The sequence below is a fragment of the Glaciecola sp. MF2-115 genome (assembly GCF_047250385.1).
In the GTDB taxonomy this organism is placed as follows: Bacteria; Pseudomonadota; Gammaproteobacteria; order Enterobacterales; family Alteromonadaceae; genus Glaciecola.
In genome coordinates this window covers 36016-57364 of the sequence record NZ_JBLBVM010000049.1, presented here as the reverse complement: position 1 = coordinate 57364, position 21349 = coordinate 36016, and the positions used below count along the sequence as shown (strand labels likewise).

General features: G+C 40.1%; 16 protein-coding genes and 1 pseudogene. 12 read left to right on the top strand and 5 right to left on the bottom strand.

The features are described from left to right. Positions 1–23 precede the first annotated feature (23 nt). The 3 genes from ACKLNX_RS08490 to ACKLNX_RS08480 are packed head-to-tail and all read right to left on the bottom strand — an operon-like array spanning position 24 to position 3265. Positions 24–1040, bottom strand: coding sequence for an XrtA-associated tyrosine autokinase (locus ACKLNX_RS08490; protein WP_412972015.1), 1017 nt, complete (start codon positions 1038–1040; stop codon positions 24–26). Then, entirely contained in the window at positions 1037–2611 is a 1575-nt protein-coding gene (locus ACKLNX_RS08485; protein WP_412972014.1) for an XrtA system polysaccharide chain length determinant, read from the bottom strand. Before ACKLNX_RS08485 ends, ACKLNX_RS08490 begins: the two co-directional genes overlap by 4 nt. Positions 2612–2635: 24 nt before the next feature. Beyond that, positions 2636–3265 carry an XrtA/PEP-CTERM system exopolysaccharide export protein gene (locus ACKLNX_RS08480; RefSeq protein WP_412972013.1) on the bottom strand — a complete coding sequence of 210 codons (630 nt, stop codon included), beginning with the start codon at positions 3263–3265 and terminating at the stop codon, positions 2636–2638. Positions 3266–3451: 186 nt separating this feature from the next. On the opposite strand from ACKLNX_RS08480, the gene ACKLNX_RS08475 reads away from it, so the two are divergent. The 12 genes from ACKLNX_RS08475 to ACKLNX_RS08420 all read left to right on the top strand — a co-directional run bounded on the left by ACKLNX_RS08475 (position 3452) and on the right by ACKLNX_RS08420 (position 18897). Continuing rightward, the gene (locus ACKLNX_RS08475; RefSeq protein ID WP_411693007.1) at positions 3452–4864 is read left to right on the top strand and encodes a TIGR03013 family XrtA/PEP-CTERM system glycosyltransferase; all 1413 of its coding nucleotides are present in this window, start codon (positions 3452–3454) and stop codon (positions 4862–4864) included. A 50-nt stretch (positions 4865–4914) separates the two neighbouring features. Next, a complete protein-coding gene (locus ACKLNX_RS08470) occupies positions 4915–5757 on the top strand; it encodes an XrtA system polysaccharide deacetylase (RefSeq protein ID WP_412972012.1) in 843 nt (280 codons plus the stop codon). Between the two features lie 43 nt (positions 5758–5800). Then, the gene (locus ACKLNX_RS08465) at positions 5801–6835 is read left to right on the top strand and encodes a FemAB family XrtA/PEP-CTERM system-associated protein (protein ID WP_412972011.1); all 1035 of its coding nucleotides are present in this window, start codon (positions 5801–5803) and stop codon (positions 6833–6835) included. Positions 6836–6844: 9 nt separating this feature from the next. After that, positions 6845–8068: a TIGR03087 family PEP-CTERM/XrtA system glycosyltransferase gene (locus ACKLNX_RS08460; RefSeq protein ID WP_412972010.1), complete on the top strand. Its 1224-nt coding sequence runs from the start codon at positions 6845–6847 to the stop codon at positions 8066–8068. Continuing rightward, a complete protein-coding gene (gene xrtA / locus ACKLNX_RS08455; protein WP_412972009.1) occupies positions 8068–9522 on the top strand; it encodes an exosortase A in 1455 nt (484 codons plus the stop codon). The genes ACKLNX_RS08460 and xrtA overlap by 1 nt, the downstream gene beginning before the upstream one ends. Positions 9523–9551: 29 nt before the next feature. Continuing rightward, positions 9552–10745, top strand: a complete 1194-nt coding sequence (locus tag ACKLNX_RS08450; RefSeq protein WP_412972008.1) for a glycosyltransferase — start codon at positions 9552–9554, stop codon at positions 10743–10745. Beyond that, positions 10732–12633, top strand: a complete 1902-nt coding sequence (locus ACKLNX_RS08445) for an XrtA/PEP-CTERM system amidotransferase (protein WP_412972007.1) — start codon at positions 10732–10734, stop codon at positions 12631–12633. The genes ACKLNX_RS08450 and ACKLNX_RS08445 overlap by 14 nt, the downstream gene beginning before the upstream one ends. A gap of 153 nt (positions 12634–12786) precedes the next feature. Next, complete coding sequence (locus ACKLNX_RS08440) at positions 12787–13995, top strand: TIGR04063 family PEP-CTERM/XrtA system glycosyltransferase (RefSeq protein ID WP_412972006.1); 1209 nt, start codon at positions 12787–12789, stop codon at positions 13993–13995. A 2-nt stretch (positions 13996–13997) separates the two neighbouring features. Next, positions 13998–15191, top strand: coding sequence for a glycosyltransferase (locus ACKLNX_RS08435; RefSeq protein WP_412972005.1), 1194 nt, complete (start codon positions 13998–14000; stop codon positions 15189–15191). After that, a complete protein-coding gene (locus ACKLNX_RS08430) occupies positions 15188–16222 on the top strand; it encodes a hypothetical protein (RefSeq protein WP_412972004.1) in 1035 nt (344 codons plus the stop codon). The genes ACKLNX_RS08435 and ACKLNX_RS08430 overlap by 4 nt, the downstream gene beginning before the upstream one ends. Before the next feature lie 278 nt (positions 16223–16500). After that, positions 16501–17505 (top strand): hypothetical protein, encoded by a 1005-nt coding sequence (locus tag ACKLNX_RS08425; RefSeq protein WP_412972003.1) that lies wholly within the window; start codon positions 16501–16503, stop codon positions 17503–17505. A gap of 132 nt (positions 17506–17637) precedes the next feature. Continuing rightward, positions 17638–18897, top strand: a complete 1260-nt coding sequence (locus tag ACKLNX_RS08420; protein WP_412972002.1) for a putative O-glycosylation ligase, exosortase A system-associated — start codon at positions 17638–17640, stop codon at positions 18895–18897. Here the strand turns inward: ACKLNX_RS08420 and ACKLNX_RS08415 are convergent. Then, the gene (locus ACKLNX_RS08415; protein WP_412972070.1) at positions 18871–20709 is read right to left on the bottom strand and encodes a VanZ family protein; all 1839 of its coding nucleotides are present in this window, start codon (positions 20707–20709) and stop codon (positions 18871–18873) included. The two genes, ACKLNX_RS08420 and ACKLNX_RS08415, sit on opposite strands and share 27 nt — an antisense overlap. A 63-nt stretch (positions 20710–20772) precedes the next feature. Next, positions 20773–21165: pseudogene (locus ACKLNX_RS08410) on the bottom strand (VanZ family protein); the annotation flags it as partial. Positions 21166–21349: the final 184 nt, after the last annotated feature.

Genomic DNA, 21349 nt, shown 5'->3' with positions numbered 1-21349 from the left:
CACTCTTCCTTTTGTTGCTTTGCTTATGCTTTTGGAGCTGGCTCTTCTTCGCCTTCCCGATCACTACCGTAATAATGATAACCATAGTAGCCGGTTTGCTCAGAACTATTCAGTGACTTATTCACGACAAAGCCAATAGCCATGTCTGGGTTGAGTCGCTCAACTGCTTTTTCAATATCTGAGAGCTTTGAACGGCCTTCTTCAACTACGACAACTGCTTGACCAGCAAAGTTAGCTAGCACAGCAGATTCGTTGATACCTATAATAGGGGGGGTATCGATTATCACTACGCGATCAGCGTAACGTGTTGAGAATTCGGTGATTAGCTCATGCATTGCACCACTCGCTAACAATTCAGTTGATAAGTGATGCGAACGACCTGCTGGAATAACACGTAGTTTTTCGATGTTTGAACGAAACATTACTTCGCCAATATGTTTTACATCTCCCAACAAATACTCCATTAAACCTGAGCGTTCGCGCAAGCCTAATGTTCTCAGTGTATTTGGTTTTAATACATCGGCGTCAACTAATAACACACGCTTATCTTGCTCCGCTGCAATACTCAGCGCCAAATTTACCGCAGTGAAGGTTTTACCCTCACTAGGTCGTGCACTTGTTACCATGATGATATTAGGGTTAGTTAAAGTGCGAGACATGGCCCCAAAAGCATTTGCTAGAAGTTTACGTTTAATTTCACGGTATTCTTCGTTAATTTGACTACGAGTACTGTGTAGTGAAACAAATCCGCGGCTTTCTAAATCAACAATATCAATATCAAAGCGTTGCGAGGTAAATTGAGCTTCACCACTCTCTTCTTCGTCATCATTTACTAAAGCAGTTTCTACTTGCTTTTCAGAATTTGGTTCTTTATTTTTCTTACTTTCAGCCGATTGTATTTCTTCTACTTGCGGAGTATCGGAGATAGTCGCATTCGATTCAATCTCGTTACTTATTTCAGCACTCGGTTCTTCTGCTTCTTTCTTGAGACGTTCAGCTTCTTTTTGGCGAAGTAGGGCCTTTTCTATAGTATTACTCATAATATAAACTTACTCGCCAAATCAATGTTCATAATATCTATCACAACTAGCATTGCATAAAGCATTACGATAGCGCCTGAAGACAAAGAGAATATTAAGACGCGCATTTTATTACGCTTCTTAATGTTAACAATATCTAAGTGACCTACAACCCCCCAAATTGGAAAGCCGGTGATATCAGATAATTGTTGACCACGCACTAAGACAGGCTTGATCATGCTCATTAGAAAAGCGATAGCAACGCCGAACCCGAATCCAACAAATAAAATACCGGTGTAGAATAATATTCGTTTAGGACCGCTTGGTTCATCCGCAATTAATGGCGGACGAATAATTCTAAATTGTAAATCGTCCGCTGTATTGTCGGCTCTGCGCGATAAATCGTTTGACTCACGCCTTGACAGCAGTTCCTCAAACTTTTGCTTCATGATGTTATAATCACGGTTTAAGGCAGTTGCCTCTGCTTCTATCTGAGGCACTAAATCGATTTTAGATTGTAGATCAGCGATCTTTCTTTCTGTATCTTTTTTACGAACGTTGAGTGATGCAAGTTGACCTTCCAAACGAGTAATCTCAAGTCTTAACTGACGGTCGCTTTCTGTTAGCATTGACGGAGAACCATCGCCAGTATCTTGTGCCATATAAGCCTGAATTTCTTTCTCACGCTGCTCTTTCAAAGCGTCTAACAAATTCTGGGTTTCTATTACGTCAGGGTGCTTTTCAGTAAAACGCAGTTTTAATTCGTCTAAGCGTCCTTCCAAACCCAAGATACGGTCATCATAACGGGTCGTAAGCACTTGCTCGCCACCTCGAACACCAAAACCATCTGCAGCTTTTTGTGCTTGGCGAGTTTGACCACTCATTGCGTTAATTTGCTGTTGAGTTTCCTTCATGCTTAACTCGGTTGTTTCTAACTGGCTTTTCAGGTTCTGTAAATTGTTATAAAAAGAACCTTCACCAGGCAAAATTTCGTCGTATTGTCGTTTAAAGTCGACCCTACGTTGTTCAGCTTCTGCCAATCTTGCTTCATACTCGGCAATTTGTTCATCAAGGAACCGAGTAGTTGTATCGACGCCGCGTCTTGAATCGCCGAGTGAGCCTTCAACAAATAGGTCAAGCGTTTCTTGCACGACTGTTCTAGCCATTTCAGGACTTCGATTTGCATAGGAAATAGTATAAATATTATCCCTGCTAGTGCCTCGTAAAGTGATATCACTCGTTAAATCTGAGATTAAACGGTTATATTCTTCATCTGTTTTTGCTGTTATATCGAGGTCTGCCTCTCTAGCAATTGTTTCGATATTAGAACGACTTTTCAGCGTCTTCGCCATCATCTGAACTTCTTGCTCAGGATTAGTACCAAAAGCGAGCCCTGAAATAATTTGCTTCAGTACAGAACGCGTATCAACATAAACCTGCGCATCCGATTCATACACATCAGGGAGTGTTGCAACCCAAAAAAAACCGATAGGGCATATCAGCCATGAGCATATCATCACATATCGTTTCTTTATCCATATCCCTCGGATAAAGTCGAGTACCATCTGAATGGTTTGTTCTAAATCTTGCATGTATAAACTTCTCTAAATTTTAGACTAAAACCAAGCTTCTGGAATAATAATAATGTCGCCAGGCAGCATATCAATATTCTGCGTTATATCGCCATCCTTGATCAATGATTCGATATTAATCTCATATGTAGTTTGCTGACCGTCAATAACACGTACTAATTTAGCATTATTACCGCTGGCAAATTCCGTTAAGCCACCAACAGCAATCATGAGGTCGAGGAGGGTCATATTTTCAGTATAATTAATGGCGCTGGGGTTAGTGGCTTCACCAATTACGCGAACTTGCTCACTAAAAGGGCCTTGAAAGCGGCCAACGCTCACTGTGACTCTTGGATTATTAATATAAGTAGCGAGTTGTTCTTCAAGCTGTCGAGCGAGCATCGTTGGCGTTCTGCCAGAAACTTCGACGTCTTCAACTAAAGAGGTAGTGACTTTACCATCTGGACGAACAATAAAATTACCTGAGATTTCTGGATTTCGCCATACGAAGATGGTTAAACTGTCACCAGGGCCAATTAAATATTGGTAGTCATTCACATTGGTTGTTAATGATGCTCGAGTAGTAGCTTCTGGTAATTTGTTAACACTACATCCTGTTATAACAAACGTGGCAAAAAGTAGTGCTGTAATACCCAATTGACGCGCTTTTTTCATCCCTAAACTTCCTTCACTTATACTGGTTATATTCACAAAGTTTATCACAAATCATAAATCAGTCATTTACCCGAGCGCGAAACCTATTATAATGCTCGGCGAAATAATGTAAGTTTATCTTAAATAAATCAATTATCATACGTTTAAACGCGAGTTTGTGTAAAAGTGCATTGATATAGGGAAGTTATGGCCTCTTCTAACAAAAGACAAAATAAACGTTCGACCGCATTAGTGCTCACGGAAGCAGTCCTGGTGTCATATGTTAGCTATATCGCTAGCTTTGTTTTGGTAAGTCTTCAATTAACACCAAAACCCAACTCTGAAGCATTAGCAATTAATATATTTTTGCTGATGATTGTTATTTTAGTTTGCTCTCTATCCGTTGGATTATATGAAACGAAGCTTCGTGAAACATTCCGAGGCATAATTAGACGTATATTCGTTAGCTTAGTTTTAAGTTACTTCGTTGTTGAAATTATAACGAGTGCGATGTTTTCACAACTTAATTTACACGCCTACTTTTTGCCAACAGCGATATGTTTCAATATTGTAACTTTGGTATTTTTCCGTTACTTCACGAATAGATTGGGCCTAATGGGCTTAAGCAGTTCGCGCATATTAATTTTGGGTGCGGGCGTTAGAGCATCTATTATCGAAACCAGAATGCGCCGTGATGTAGACCGATTGGGCTTTGAGTTAGTCGGCTTTGTGCCTATTCCGGGTGATGATCGTCAAAACGGCGTGCAACGAGAAAAAATCATTCACGTGAAAGTAGATGAATCTTTTAGACAATTTTTAAGCGATAACGATATTGAAGAAGTGATTGTTGCCTGCGATCAAAGACGCGGCACATTACCTGTTTCAGTTTTATTTGATTGCCGCCTTCGTGGCATAGAAGTCACGGATTTGCTCGATTTCATGGAGCGTGAGCGCGGTCAAATCGTGGTTGATCTCATGTATCCTAGTTGGGTAATTTACTCGAACGGCTTCCATTCACAGAATTACTTAAGAGAGTCAGTGGATTATCTTCTTAACATCACCTTGGCCACTTTTGTGATGTTTTTTGCATGGCCATTTATGCTCATTACAGCAATCATCATTTATATCGATGATGGTTTCCGAACCGGCGCATCAGTGTTCTACAAACAAGAGCGCGTTGGAAAAGATGGTAAGTTATTCAAAATTTTGAAGTTCAGAAGTATGCGTCCTGATGCTGAAAAGGATGGAGCGAAATGGGCAACGAAAAACGATAATCGTGTTACCACTATTGGTAACTTCATCCGCAAATATCGTATTGATGAATTACCACAATTGCTGAACGTGATAAAAGGCGAAATGTCTTTTATTGGGCCAAGACCCGAACGTCCCGAGTTTGTGCAGCAGTTAGTGAAAGAAGTGCCGTATTTCAATCAGCGCCACAATGTAAAACCTGGTTTAGCGGGCTGGGCGCAGTTGAACTACCCTTATGGTGCTAGCGTGAAAGACTCGCTAGAAAAGCTAAAATTTGATTTATATTACGTTAAGCATCAGAGTTTGTTGTTAGACATATTAATACTGATCAGAACTGTCGAAGTTGTTCTATTTGGAAAAGGTCGATAATTGTTAACACGCGAATCTGTTAACTCGATTATCGAACAGGGGAAATAAACATGTCGTCTAACATTAAACGATTAAATGCAATGACTGTGGATGTAGAGGACTACTTTCACGTTTCTGCGTTTGAGTCGGTTATTTCGCCGTCTGATTGGTCAAACATCACACCTAGAGTGGGTGACAATACTCATCGTTTAATCGATTTATTCAACGAACACGGCATTAAGGGCACGTTCTTTACGCTAGGTTGGGTTGCAGAACATTGTCCGGATGTGGTTAAGCGCATCGTTGATGAAGGGCATGAATTAGCCAGTCATGGTTCAAACCACCGTCGTACAACAACGATGAGTCGAGATGAAGTGTTTGAAGATATTCGTGTAAGTAAAGACAAGCTAGAACAAGTTTCAGGCAAAGCATTACTTGGCTACAGAGCCCCAAGCTTTTCTATCAACAAAACCAATGAATGGGTGTTCGATATACTGCTGGAATTGGGTTTTAAATACAGTTCAAGTACCTACCCAATTGAACATGACCTATATGGCGTGCCCGATTGGCCCCGGTTCAAACATTTGCGCAAAGAAGGCATTATCGAAATTCCAGTGCCCACCATAGTCAGTAAGGGCAAGAACACTGGTATAGGTGGTGGTGGGTATTTTCGCTTGTATCCTTATTGGTTATCAAACCGACGTATAAAAAGATACATGGAAAGTACCACAGAACCGTATAACTTCTACTTTCATCCATGGGAAATTGACGCCAAACAACCACGAGTTGAAGGTGCGCCGTTTAAGTCAAAGCTGCGTCATTATGTTAATTTGCATGCGATGGAGAAGAAGTTAGTCAAACTTATTACCGACTACGAATGGTCAACGATGGCTGAAGTTTACGGTATAAAATAATCGCTGATTAACGGAATTACAGAATAACGGAATAACGGTATAGATGATCAGAATAGCAACACAAGACGATGCTCAAAACTGGAATGCGTTTGTTGAAAACCATGAGCTAGGTAGTTTTTGCCATTTGTTTGGTTGGCGTCGTGTTATTCAAGGCTCTAGTGGGCATAAACCACATTATCTACTTAGTTTGAACGAAGAAGGCCACGTCGATGGCCTTTTGCCATTATTTGAAGTAAAAAGCTTTTTATTCGGGCATCAACTTTGTTCTACGCCATTTTGTATGTACGGCGGCGCCATCGCAAACTCAATTGAAGTTAAAAATGCCCTTGAGCAAGAAGCGTGTCACTTAGCCCAAAAGCTAGGAGTAGATTACCTTGAGCTTCGATATCAATCTGAACAAGCTGAATTGCAAAGCCAGGGCTTTGAAGAAAAGTCGGTACATAGTTATTTTGAAACAGAATTAAAAGATAATGACGACGATATTTTGCTCGCCATTAAAAAGAAGCAACGAGCGGTTGTTCGACACTCCTTAAAGAACGAACTAACAACGGTCGTTGATCAAGATATTGACACTTTATATCAAATTTACTCAACCAGCGTTCGGAATTTAGGAACGCCAGTATTCTCCAAGAAACTGTTTAGTTTACTCCTTGATGAATTTAAAGATCAGGTCGATATTCTAACGGTTTCTCACGACAATCAAGCATTGTCTAGTGTCATGAGTTTTTACTACAAAAATACAGTAATGCCCTATTATGGCGGTGGTTTAGCCTCTGCTCGCGGTGCGAAAAGTAATGACCATATGTATTATCAGCTAATGTGTCATGCCGCCAAAAAAGGCTGCACTTTATTTGATTTCGGGCGCAGTAAAAACGATTCAGGCGCCTATAAATATAAGCGCACTTGGGGCATAGAGCCTAAGCCACTATACCATTACTATCATTTAGTGAAGGCGAGCGAGTTACCCAATTTAAGCCCGAACAACCCTAAATATCAGTTGCTAATTAATACCTGGCAAAAGTTACCTTTGAAAGTGTCACAAATTATTGGCCCTTTCCTTTCTAAATATGTAGCGTAAGGTGATAACATGGACGATATCGAAATGAAGCCTGCCTTATTATTTCTCGTTCATCGTATTCCATTTCCGCCGAACAAGGGCGATAAAATACGTTCTTACAATATGATGAAGGAACTCAGCAAAGACTTTGATATCCATTTGGGCTGCTTTATCGATGACCATGAAGATATAGGCTTTGAACCTGAATTATTACAGTTTTGCAAAAGCGTAAAGTGCATTCAACAGAATAAATTGCTGTGCAAGGTAAAAGGTTTGCAAGGCTTTTTAAGCAATAAAGCAATTACCTTGCCGTATTACTCAAGCGCAGAAATGCAAAAATGGACGAACGAAACTATCAGCCAAAACCAGATCCAACGGGTGTTAGTATTTTCAGCGGCAATGGCGCAATTTGTAGAGCAGCATTTAAGCCAGTTAAGGCATACCGTACTTGATTTCGTTGATGTTGACTCTGATAAATGGCGTCAATACGCCTCAGAAAAAAGCGGGATCAAAGCCTGGTTTTACAATCGCGAAGCACGACTTTTACAAGATTATGAAGTGCAGATGACCGAGACGTTTGATGCCAGTACATTCGTTTCGGATGATGAAGCAGGTATGTTCAAAACCATGCTTGCAGACAATCTAAAAGATAAAGTTTCTGGTGTTAGGAACGGCGTAGATACAAGCTACTTCGACCCTAAAAGTGATTTTAAGAAGGTTGAGAGTATCTCAGAGAATAGCATCGTTTTTACCGGGGCGATGGACTATTGGGCTAACGTGAATGCCGTTATTTGGTTTACAGATAATGTTTGGCCATTGGTACTCGCCGCAAAACCAGATGCACATTTTTATATTGTTGGCTCAAACCCCACATCGAAAGTTCAAGCTCTGAATGGCAAACAAAACATCACTGTAACTGGACGAGTAGAGGATGTGCGGCCTTATATCGAGCAAACGAAATTGTCGATTGCGCCACTACAAATCGCGCGTGGCACTCAGAATAAAGTTTTAGAAGCGTTATCGATGGCAAAACCCATCGTTTTATCGAGCATGGCGGCAGAAGGAATCAATAAGCCAAGCACCGCAGATTATCAAGTTCAGGACGACGCATCAGCAATGGCTAAACTAATCACTGACTTGCTTGAACAAGGTATCGTAGTTAGCCAACAAAATAGGGCTTTTGTTATTGAACACTTTTCTTGGGAAAGTGAAATGCATAAATTTACAGACTTGCTTAACGGAGTAACAGGTTGATGAGTGAAAATAGTAAAAATCGCAATATTATTATCCAATTCGCTTTGTTTGTTGGGGTTTGGTTCGTACTTTACTATTCTACTTTGATTAGTATGGTAGAAGTGTGGGGCTCGTCTGAAACCTACAAACATTGCTTTTTTATTGTGCCAGTCGTGCTTTATTTATTTTACGAGCGAAAAGAAGAGTTCGCCCATGTGAAACTACAACCCAACTACTGGGTGTTGCTAGCCTTATTCCTTGTCCAAATTATCAATATGTTCAGCGAACTGCTTGGTATCAATCTATTTACTCATGCGAGTGCTTATCTATCCTTAGTGCTTATTGTGTGGTTATGTTTTGGTAACGAATTTGTTTATCGCTTCGCTTTTCCTTTATTCTTCCTTGGCTTTACTATTCCTTTTGGTGACGAACTCGTTCCAGCTTTGCAGGACATCACCGCTTATTTGACGGTTGAAATGCTGCAATTGGTAGGGATACCAATATATCGTGAAGGATTGTATTTATACGTACCAAACGGCACCTTTTTGGTTGCTGAAGCTTGCGCTGGTATTCGCTTCCTGATTGCCTCCTTTGCCTTAGGCACCTTATTCGCTTACCTTAATTACAAAACACGCTGGAAAATTGTTGCTTTTGTTTGTGCATCACTCATTGTGCCGATCTTAGCTAACGGAATTCGCGCGTTTGGTATCGTGGTTATCGGTTACTTATCGGATATGGAGCATGCCACGGGTGCCGACCATTTGGTATATGGCTGGTTTTTCTTTGCCTTCGTTTTATTAATACTTTTTGGAATAGGTCAAATAGGACGCGAGAACACGCATTTTATTAAAAACGAAGAAGAAGCGACTGGCTCTGTTACGCTAATGTCGGTAAGAAACTTAGTCATGTCTCTTATCGTGTTTGCTGGACTTGGTTTGTATACGGCGGTTTTCGTGAATTCAACACCTCCTGCTCATACAAATAGCTTGTCGGACACTTACAATTCAAGTACCGCTTTCACTCCAAGAGAATTTGCTTGGCAACCTGATCTAACCAATCCTCACGAGGAATGGTCAGGCATTTATGCGTCTCGAAACGGTAAAACACCACTGTATATCGCCAAGTATTACTTCGATAATGATGAGCATGAGTTGGTGAGTGGCTTGAGCCGCTACTACAATATTGATGTGTATACTCGTAAAACAATCGATAGAGAGATGACATCGAAAGGCCAAGTTAACCTCATCGACCTAGTGGATGTTAGAGGTAACAGCATTTCTTTAGTTTATTGGTTCGAGGTAGATGGCAAACGAACAGCAAGCGCGATCCCAACTAAGATAAATCAAACCGTGAGTAAGCTGGCGGGTCAGCATGGTGCAGGAAGCTTTATTGCCGTTCAAGTTGATAACAGCTTACCTACGCGAGAAGCGAAAATAAACGCAATGGAAGCCGCGATTGAAGGCTTAGAGTATTAATGTATAGCATAAGAGTGAGTAAGGGATAAATGCCTTCTGAACCACTGCAGCCTGAAGGTGAATTGCTTGGCAATGCACCCAAAATCAAGTTGATGCATCTTGTCTACAGCTTCGATGTTGGTGGTTTAGAGCGTATTATTGCAAACTGTATTGCGAGTTTGCCCGATAATTTTGAGCATACTATTGTAACGCTCTCTAATTATTCACCGGAGTTCGTTGCTCAACTTGCAAAGCCTGTAAAGATGATCGCGCTGAACAAGCCAGAAGGCCAAAGCTGGGCTACGTTTAAGCAGTTTTATTCATTGCTCAAGCAAGAAAAGCCAGATATTTTGCACTCTTACAATTTGGCGAGTTTAGAATTTCAAACTATGGCAGCATTGGCGAGAGTACCGTTTCGCTTGCATGCGGAGCATGGCAGAGACGTTCATGATCCAGACGGCACTAATAAAAAATATCAGATTTTGCGTAAGTTAGTGGCGCCTTTTGTTCATAAGATAGTTTCAGTAAGTGATGACTTACATCAGTGGTTAATTAGCGTGGTTGGCTTGTCCAGTGAAAAGTGCCAGTTGATCTTAAATGGCGTCGACACAAATCAGTACAAGCCAGCAGTTGATAAAGAGCAAACGAATTCAAGCGAAAATAAGAAACTAATATTCGGACATGTCGGCAGGCTTCAAGCAATCAAGAATCAAAAAAACTTGATTGAGAGTTATATTCTAGCCTGCGAACAGAACGAGAAGTTTAAAGCTGAAAGTAAACTCGTGATTGTCGGCAAAGGTCCTTTAAAAGATGCACTAGAACAGCAGATAATCTCTGCTTCATATCAGGATAATATAGAGATGTGGGGCGAGCGTCATGATATGCCTGCAGTGTATAAGAGTGTAGACGTATTTGTTATGTCATCCGACGCCGAAGGTGTGCCAATGACAATGTTAGAAGCGATGGCGAGTGGCCTGCCGGTGGTAAGTACAAAAGTGGGCGGCATTCCTGAAGTAACTAGCAAAGAACAAGCTATTTTGGTGGAAGCGAAATCGGCAGAGGCCTTAAGTGAAGGTTTATTATTGATGTTCGATCGCTACCAAGCGGAAGGTGAATTTGGCCCTGTATTTTCAGATATGCAAAAAGCATCTCAACAATTAGTAGAAGAGAGATTTAGTCAGCGTACTATGATGAATCAATATTTAGCGCTTTATCAACAAGGATTAGCTCATGTGCGGCATTAGCGGCTTTATTTCGTTGTCAGGCATCGACAACATCGATGAATCCTTGCTAAAGACAATGAACCGAACTCAGGCTCACAGAGGGCCTGATGCTGAAGGTTATTATTTTGACCAGGGCATTGGATTAGCGCACCGTCGACTCTCTATTATCGATGTGTCGAGTGGGCAGCAACCCATGTTCAGCGATGACAAGAATATTGTGATCGTGTTTAACGGTGAAATATATAATTTTTTAGATATTAATGCCGTGCTTCAGCAAAAAGGCTACGTATTCAAAACGCATAGTGATACCGAAACTATTATTCATGCTTATCAAGAGTGGGGCACAGATTGTCTTCAACACTTTAATGGTATGTTTGCTTTCGTATTGTACGATAAAGCCAAGCAGTCTGTGTTTATTGCGCGTGATCGCATAGGTGAAAAACCGTTCTTCTACACTGTGGTTAATAATAATTTTCTATTCTCATCCGAATTAAAAGTACTGCAAGCCCACCCTGAGTTTGATCAAACGCTCTCACCACAGGCCGTTGAAGATTATTTAACTTTTGGCTACGTGCCTGAAACTCGCTCCATCTTTAAACATGTTAGTAAGCTTCAGCCAGCGCACTTCATGCAGTTTCAAATAGCTGAAACAACAAGTGCCACAGGGTTAAGTCAGCATAAATACTGGGATATTGCGGATACTAGCAGTAGTAAAACAGGCAATGCTGAAACCCTTTACACCGACTTTAAACAAAAAGTTAGCCAGCGCATGATGTCAGAGGTGCCTTTAGGTGCATTTCTATCTGGTGGCGTTGATTCTAGTGGGGTGGTTGCGGCTATGGCGCAGCTTAACCCCGATAAAAAAGTGACCAGCTGTTCTATTGGTTTTGATGTGCCGGAGTTCAATGAATCAGAGTTCGCCCAAGCTGTTGCCGACAAATACAACACCGATCACCACCTTGATATTGTGAGTCATGATGATTTCGGTCTAATCGACCAGCTAATCGACATGTATGATGAACCCTTTGCCGACAGCTCCGCACTGCCAACATTTAAAGTATGCGAAGTTGCGCGTAAGTACGTGACCGTTTGCTTATCGGGTGATGCCGGGGATGAATTGTTTGCGGGTTATAGGCGCTATAAATTACACAAAAACGAAGAAAAAGTGCGTTCGAAAATACCCAGTATCATCCGTGAGCTCATTTTTAAACCGTTATCGATTATTTATCCCAAAGCAGATTGGGCTCCGCGCTTTTTAAGAGCGAAAACCACTTTTCAATCATTAGCGATGAGCAGCTGGAAAGGGTATTTGAATAGCGTAAGTAAAATTCGAGAAGACGAGCGCAAAAAACTCTATTCACGTGATTTTCAGCAAAAGCTAGAGGGTTACAATTCAGAGCAAGTCTTTGTTGATGCGCTGCAAACAAAGTCGTTTAACTGCCCTGTAAAAGAAGCGCAGTACCTGGATTTTAAAACCTGGATGCCCAGTGATATCTTGGTAAAAGTAGACCGTGCTAGTATGGCCAATAGTTTGGAAGTGCGTGTGCCTATGCTCGATCATGAGTTTATTGATAGTTATTTTAGTTTGCAGACCGAGCAAAATGTTGAAGGTTCGAACGGTAAAGCGTTATTCAAGAAGGCATTAGAGCCGCACTTGCCACATGATAATTTGTATCGTGAGAAAATGGGTTTTAGTATTCCTTTGGCAGAGTGGTTGCGTGGGCCTTTAAAAGATAAGTTGCTTAACGCAATAAACGAACCCAAATTACTCGCCCTAGATATATTTGATAGCAAGCAACTAAATACCATGTTTCAAGCTCATATAAAAAATAAACGCGACTTTAGTGCTGAGTTATGGACCGTTTTTATGTTTTCCCAGTTTGTGCAGAAAAATAAGGTTCATTGGTAAGCGGTTTTTACTAATGGCTTATCACTATCGGCTTATTGTTAAGAGCACTGTATTAAGAAAGTAATATTAAGAGCTTGTTGCTCAAGGCTCTGGTTTAAATCATTTCGTTAGCGTTAATGTGAATTTATTAGAAGATTCAAGTAAGGATTAAATGTGAAAGTATTGCATGTGTTAGACCACTCCATTCCGCTGCATAGTGGTTACACATTTAGAACTAAGGCTATATTAGAGCAGCAACATGGCTTTGGTATTGAAACTGTGCACTTAACCAGCGCCAAACAAGGTACTTTTAGCAGTAACCCTGAAACTGTGGATGAGCTCGTTTTTTATCGAAGCAAAGTACCTACGGGCTCTGCTAGCCAACTGCCCTTACTTAATCAATGGTCTATTATTTCAAGTTTGAAAAAGTCTTTAGTTGACGTTATTGAACGTGAAAAGCCCGATATTATTCACGCGCATTCTCCAGCGCTGAACGGTGTGGCGGCGAATTGGGCGGCGAAAAAGTTCGGCATTCCTTTCGTGTACGAAATCAGAGCATTTTGGGAAGATGCCGCAGTTGATCATGGCACCTGTAAAGAAGGTGATTTACGTTACAAGTTAACTCGCGCTATGGAAAGCAACGTCGTTAAGAATGCAAACGCGGTTACTGTTATATGCCAGGGCTTAAAAGACGATTTGATAAGCCGAGGCGTGGCAGATAGTAAAATAACTCTTATTCCGAATGCTGTTGAACTAGATAAATTCATTCACAGAACGCCAGATGAAGCGGCCAAACAAGCACTGCGTGATAAGTTAAGCATGGGTGATGCATACGTTTTGGGCTTCATCGGTTCATTTTACGCTTATGAGGGCCTAGATATTCTGGTCAGAGCCATGCAAAATTTAGCAAAAGCGGAGAAACCGTATAGTTTGTTATTAGTCGGTGGCGGACCAGAAGACGCGAAGTTAAAGGCACTCGCGAGAGAACTCAAGGTTGAAGATAAAATTATCTTTACTGGCAGAGTACCTCACGCCGAAGTAGCCAACTACTATGACCTAGTCGACTTGTTGGTATTCCCTCGCAAATCCATGCGTCTTACTGAATTAGTGACACCATTAAAGCCTTTAGAAGCAATGGCTCAACAGAAGCTTGTATTAGCCTCGGATGTGGGCGGTCACAAAGAATTGATTGAAGACGGACAAAACGGGTATTTGTTTACCGCGGACGATGAAAAAGAGCTCGCCGCTAAAATTATCGATATTTCGAGTAAAACGCACGAAGCAGTTCTAGATGAAGGTTTGCGTTTTGTGAAAGAGGTGAGGAATTGGAAGGTGTCGGTGAGTAATTATTTACCGGTTTATGAAGGATTATTGAAAAAGTAACGATGAATATTATAACGATATCCACACTTTACCCTAACCCTGTTGATCACAAGCATGGCATTTTCGTGCGTACTCGCTTGATGCACTTGGTAAAACATCACCCCGATATCAAACCCGTTGTTATTGCCCCGGTTCCTTGGTTTTTCTTTTCTTCATCGTTGTTGGGAAAGTTCGCAAGTTTCTCTGAAATCCCAGCGAAGCGAATTGATAACGGAATTGAAGTATTGCACCCGCGATACCTAGTGATCCCCAAGCTAGGCATGTTTTTAGCACCTTTCACGCTAGCTTGGGCTTTAAAACGTAGTCTAAAAAAGCTGATATTAAGAAAGGCAAGTGAAAACGAATCGTTCAAACTAATTGATGGTCACTACTTTTTCCCAGACGGCGTTGCGATTGCAAAGGCCGCTAAAACTGTCGGTTTACCATTTTGCTGTACTGCTAGAGGCACAGACATTAACCTTATTCCAGAAAATCCATTGGCGAAGAAGATGGTTTTAAAGGTGTTTGAAGAATCCGTATATAACTTTGCAGTTTGCCAAGCCCTGAAAGATGAAATGGTCGCTTTAGGGGCTGCACCAGAGAAAACCTCAGTTTTGCGCAATGGGGTCGATTTAGAGCTATTTACGTGGTCAGATAATGACGAACAAAAAGCCTTGAAAGCGGAGTTAGGAATTAAAGGCGATCTAGTGGTTTCAGTTGGCGGTTTAGTCGAGCGCAAAGGGCATCATTTGACTATGGAAGCTATTGCTAACTTACCAGATACTACACTAGTGATTGTAGGCGATGGGCCTGAGATGCAGGCGTTAGAAGCGCTCGCCAAAAAACTAAATATACAAGATCGTGTAAGGTTGACAGGGGCATTGCGTCAACCAGAAGTGAACGAGTGGTTTAAAGCCGCGGACTGCAGCGTATTAGCTTCCAGTCGAGAAGGTTGGGCAAATGTCTTACTAGAAAGCATGGCGAGTGGTTGTCCCGTTGTGGCGACTGATGTTTGGGGAACGCCTGAGGTTGTGCAGAGTGATCAGGTAGGGCGTTTGTGTGAGCGCAGTGTTGATTCGATTCGAGAACAAATTTTGATTTTGTTTGCTCAAGAAACACAACGAACAGCTGTTAGAGAGTATGCAGAGTCTTTTGATTGGAAAGAGACTTCAGATAGGCAATGTGATTTTTTTGCATCTTTCAAAAAGGAAAAATGATGAATGTATTCAAACTTTTCGTTTTTTTAGTTTTATCTCAGTCATTAGTAAGTTTTACTGCTAAAGGTCAAATTGGTCCTGTAGTTGGTGAAATCATTGTCGATGGTTATTCATTTTTTGACATAGCTGAAGCAAGCAAGAAAGTTAAGGCTGGTAGTACGATTTTTTTCGGCCCTGGTACTTACACAGAAGGGATGAAAATAAATCACGATAACGTTACTCTCGTTGGTAATAAAACACACTTCAAAGGTGCTGTGGTTGAGGGGAAGGGTACTTTCGTTATCACATCTAATAATGTTGTGCTTGAGTCAATAGAATGCAGTGGCGTTAAAGTTCAAAGTAAGAATGGCGCATGCGTTAGACATGAAGGTGGTAAATTAACTCTTTCAAATGTCCACTTCCATCATTCAGAACAGGGTCTGCTTCAAGGCGGCAGTGTTGGCGGTGCAATTTACGTAAAGTTTAGTTTGTTTGAACATTTAGGTAAGAATGGACAAGCTCATGGTTTATATACTAGCGGTGAGCTCCTAGATATCAAGCATAGTACGTTTAAGAATACCAAAGACCAAGGTCATGCGATTAAAAGTCGCTCAAAAGTGACAAGACTAGACAATGTTGTGATTGACTCTGGTACAGGTGATGACAGCCGTTCAATTGACATTCCCAACGGCGGTGAGCTCTACATTAAAAACTCAGTGATTTATCAAGGCGTTAATACTGTTAATGGGCAAATAATCGGCTACGCCTTAGAGTCTTTAGGGCGTCAGCGTAATCATATTGTAGAAGTAGCTAACACTATTTTTATTGGTGAGCGAGCAAACGGCAATACTTTATTACTTGAACGCAAAAACATCCCTGACTTTAAGGTGAAAATTTACGACAATGTTTTTGTTGGACGATTTACAGAAAGTGTTCTAGCGAGTGATTCGAGTAACCTTTATTTTACAAACAGATTGGAAGCTGGTTTGCACGAAAGTGACTTGCCAAAAAATAGCGAAATCAGAGCATTACGCTTAAGAGTGTTTCAATGATTAAAAAGGTTTTTGCTCTAGTTATTCTATTAGTAGTGGCATGGGTTATTGTCATTAGGGTAGGGCATGCCGAGTTGTATATTTTTAAACAAAATATTCAGAAATACACAGCGATGAACATTCACAAAAACACGGGACTAAAGCGTCGAATGTTAGTGACTATGAAGTCGTTCGCGGGCTATTTACCTGAATATCCAAGAGTATCAAATGAGCAAATTACTGAGGTATTCGAAACTCACTATAACACTGCTCACATAAGTGTAGGTGACCTTCGCTTAGTGTCTAACACCAAAGAGCTTCGAGAAGCAATTGAATCGGCTATTCCCGGTGATGTTATTGTTTTGGCTGACGGCGAATATATAATAACAGGGGCGCCATTGAGGTTAGGGCGTCCTAATTATTCGTTTAAAAGCCTGCTACCAATAATTTTGAGTAGTGAAAATTATAAAAAAGCAGTTATAAAAGTAAGTCGCGCAGTTGGGATGCAAATTACTCATAAAAACTGGATTGTCAGTAATTTGGTGTTCGAAGGAACTTGTGATGCTGACAGTAGCTGCGAACATGCTCTGCACATTTTTGGAGACGCTGATGATTTACAAATTATTGGTAATGATTTTGTTAATTTTAATGCAGCCATTAAAGCGAATGGTTCCGCTTTTTCAATTGACAGTTCTACTCGCCACTTCCCTGACCAAGTTTTAGTCGATAATAACCGCTTTTATAACCACTGGACTCGAGAAACTAAAGCACCAGTAACTCCAATTGACGTTGTTGGTGGTAGTAATTGGACAATTAGTAATAATTTTATTGCAGACTTCTCAAGATTGTATAGAAATAAGCCAAGTTATACATACGGTGCATTCTTGAAAGGGGATAGTAAAAATGGTGTATTTAAGTCAAATTTTGTGGCTTGCAATTGGCGGGTTCCATACTATTCTGCTTTAGACCAAAGAGTTGGTTTGTCATTTGGTGGAGGTGGTACAGGTCATGAATTTTGTGCAACAGGAAATTGCGAACAAGAGCACAGAGGTGGTGAAATGAGCGATAATGTAATAGTTAATTGCTCTCAAAGTGCTTCTGTTTATATAAATAACAGTCATGATATTAATGTTTTAAGTAACTCAATGATAGGTAGTTCGGGTATAGAGTTGCGAAGAAGTAAGAATATTAAAGTTATGGAAAATCTCATGAATGGAAAAATACGCCCGCGGGATGAGATAAGCTCCTTTGCAGAGCAGTCTAATCAATATTTTCATGATCAAATCAATTATTTGAGGCCCTAATTAATGATCGATAATGCTATTTTTCTAATTGTTATGATTTTAGTGCCTTGGCTATGTTTTAAGGGAGCCAAGATTGATGATGCTGAGCGTGAAGAGAAGAAGTTGAACAATAACAAGAAGAAATTTAAATAAATGCGTGATTTAGTCCTTCTTGGTTTATTCCCTTTCCTTATTTATTTCGCTATTCGTAAGCCATTTATTGGCTTGAGCCTTTGGCTTTGGACCTCACTTGTTCCAATGCAAACGTGGGCCTATGGAATGGCTACTAGTATTCGTTGGAATTTGGTGTTTGCACTTTGTACTATTATTGGCTACATCTTTATGAAGAATAAGCCAAAAGTTAAGGTAAACGGTATTGTTGTTGGCGTCATGTTGCTGCTTATTCTAGCTACCTTATCTAGTATGTTTCATCAAGGATACGACATATTAGTTTGGGCTAGTTGGGAGCGTTTCTTTAAAGCAACGATTTTTTTTATTTTTGTCTTTCTCATTGTGGACAAAAAGTTGCACATAGAAGCGCTAATGTGGGCATGTGTTCTATCCGTAACTGCCACAGCCGCCAAACAAGGGTTTAAAGTGTTTTTTAGCGGTGGTGGACATGTAGTATACGGAATGTCATCTACGTTCAGTGATAATAACCTTTCAGCCTTTGCTACTCTTATTTGTATTCCGTTGACCTTATTTTTGGTATTGAATTACAAAGATAATTTTAAATTGAAATGGGGCTTACTCGGCGCTGTAGGAGTCAGTGTTATTTTTATACTTGGCAGTGACTCAAGAGGAGGCCTGCTTGGACTGATTGTATTGGCTGCGTATTACTTTGTAAAAAGTAAAAGAAAGCTTCCATTGGCTTTTGGCTTCTTTATTGTTGGGGCTGTAGGCTTAAGCTTAATGGATGCATCTTGGTTTGAGAGAATGGACTCTATCGCTGAAGCTGGAGAAGATGACTCTTTTATGGGGCGAGTGATAGCTTGGAAGTTCTCTATATTAATGGCTATGAAGAGCCCATTATTTGGTGGAGGATTTGATTCAATTGCATATCTACCTACTTGGTCTGGCTTAATGTCAAATTGGCATATTGTTAGTTTTATAGAAACGCCATACCCAAGTAAAGGGCATGTTGCTCATAGTATATATTTCCAAGTATTAGGCGACTTAGGCTTTGCAGGTTTCATGTTGTTCTTTGGTCTTGTTTGGGCGATCTTTAGAGTTTTCCTTAAAAATGAAAAAGACATGAACAACGATTTGTGGCTCAGAGAGATGTGCATGATCATGAAACTCTCAATAGTTGTTTTCTTGGTTGCTGGAGCCGCTCTCAGCGTTGCGTACAATGAGGTTATATTTTTTATTTTGGGTGTAGCTGCGTCACTTTATCGATTGCGTGCTAAGTAAGCGTTGTGGCTTTGATGATAAAGACCAATTGATACAGTAAATAGCAAATAACAGAGCAAAGTGAAGACTAATAAAAATAAACATGACTTCTTTTTCGCTCAGCAGCTCTTCTCGTGATGGGCTCAACAGAAATTGTAATGCTGAAAACACGATGCCATATTTGAATATAGCCTCTTGTAAACCGAGCTGAATCAATACGTAGCCGAGGGAGCCGGATGCAATAGTAATCAAAGCCAATAAGGACATAATTACTTTATTTGTAGGTTTGTGCTGTGGAAGCCATTGAAAGCTTAAACCGATTAGTAAGAACAGATACCCGACAAAACCCACAAGGCATATTGAATAACCGTTATTATGTAGCAGCTCAGTTATATTATCGGTACTTGCTTGAATTACTACGATATAAAAGAAAAGTGGTAAAATGATGATGACAAAAACCAAATTAAATGCCCATCTCGCCGATCTAATTGATATAGAATTTGTAGGAAGCAGCCGGCTTGCTGTTATGAAAAATACTGCAGAAACGGGTGTAAAAAAGCCTAAGAAGCGATAAGCGAGTTCAATATAGTGTGGAGTGCTCTTCCATACAGGGTAGCCTAATATGTCGTGTAAGCTCTCGCTAGGAAAAGTGATGTAAAGCAAATTATATAAAATTACACCATGTAAAAATGGTGCACTTGTTAAACTTAACAAGTTGAGCTTCTTTTTGGAATTTAAGTAAGCTAAGCACTTTGCTGGAAACCCAACTGTAAAAAAGATGACTACTGTTATTAGCGCTGCACTAATCGAGTAATGGTATTGGTTAAATAACTCTTTAACGTTGTAAGGCGTCTTTTCAAAACCTTCGACAAATATAAGCAGCAAATAAACAAGCAATAAAGCGACTGATAGCTTTACGTGATGCCTCTGCTTTATCCATTCAAAATATGATTTCTTATCGTTATTGGAAGCTCTGTTTTGATGTTTTCTATATAATTTAAAACCAATAAAAAATCCGAAAAGATTTAGTACAACATCTGTGAGAGTAGCTACTTTACTTGCCAAAACTAGTTGGATTAACTCGAGACTGACAATATATCCAATGCCCATGATAATTAGGAAAAAAAACTGGCGTTGGCTGAATTGGTGTTTATTACTAACAGCAAGTAGCAACACACCAAGGGGGAGCGTAAGTATGACTTTCCGCAGTAATTGTGTAATAGCGCCATAGCTTGTTTCTTGCCAATAAGTTGCCAAGGGTATGGAAAAAAACTCCTGCCATTTGATTGAAAGTTCTAGTTTCGTTTGAATTAAATCGGAGGGATATACGGCAAAGAATAGTAACATTACACACCATACGATTAAGCATGATTCAATGCTAAACAAGGTTATTGGGCCATGCTTAGGTTTATTTGATGTATTGGGCCCGAGACTAGTTTCCAGTTTTGTATACAGCTGAATTGTTAGGAATACACCTATAAATGCAGCAAAAATATCAGTAATATCGGTAAAACGGCTCATCACGAAAAGTTGTAAAAACTCCACGCATACTGCAACAAACAAACATCTAGAGAGTATAGATGCATGCTTGTATTTGTTGCTTTTTAACATACAAAAGCTAATCAATGCCCAAATGGCAATATCAGTGATAACAGCAAAGAAATAAGCCGAGATATTCGCTGTATCTGGATAAAACGGTATGAAATTAATTTTACCTGTAGCCCATTTGCTATAAATTTCGGCTGGGCTTATTGATAAATCGAGAGGCATTAAGTTGTATAAAGTAAAGATAACAATTAAGCCAATCGCATAGCTAAGCCACTTTTCTTGCACTCTTTCACTGTAAAGTTTGTGAATTAAATTTTCGATTTGTTTATGTGAATAATAAAACAGAACAAAGCCGCTTATCGTTCCTAAAAGCTGTGCAAAAACGTCTTTGTATGAAGATACTCTCGCAGGTATGAATACTTGTATAAACTCTATTATGATGGATAAGAAGATAAGGCTTAGCAAAATGAAGAACAGTTTAAAAGCTATGTGCAAAAGGTTTTTACTTCTTGGAAGAATTAACAATAACGCGTAGCTAAGAGGTATAAATAAAAGGTAATTGGTGAACCAATCGGCGCGACTTGCAATTTCAAAGTCGAATATTGGTATGCTTAAAAAAGTTTGGATTGCGGTTGAAAAGTTATAGTTATTGAAACTTAAGGGAACTAAACTGCCATACACTACAAAAATGGTATAGAGTCCACAAAACCATATTGTTATACGTCGAGTTGAGCTTTGCAATTAGTTCACCGTTTTCCTTGCTACTATTATGCTACGTTGCGTGGGCAATCTACGACTGTTATTTCAACATTTTTAAAGAAATTTAATTGGTTATAAATAGAAGCCTAAACTCCTCATCTCGTAGTAAGTTAGATGAGATGCCAGTATTCAAACTATTTTACCAAAATGAATCGCCACCATTAAT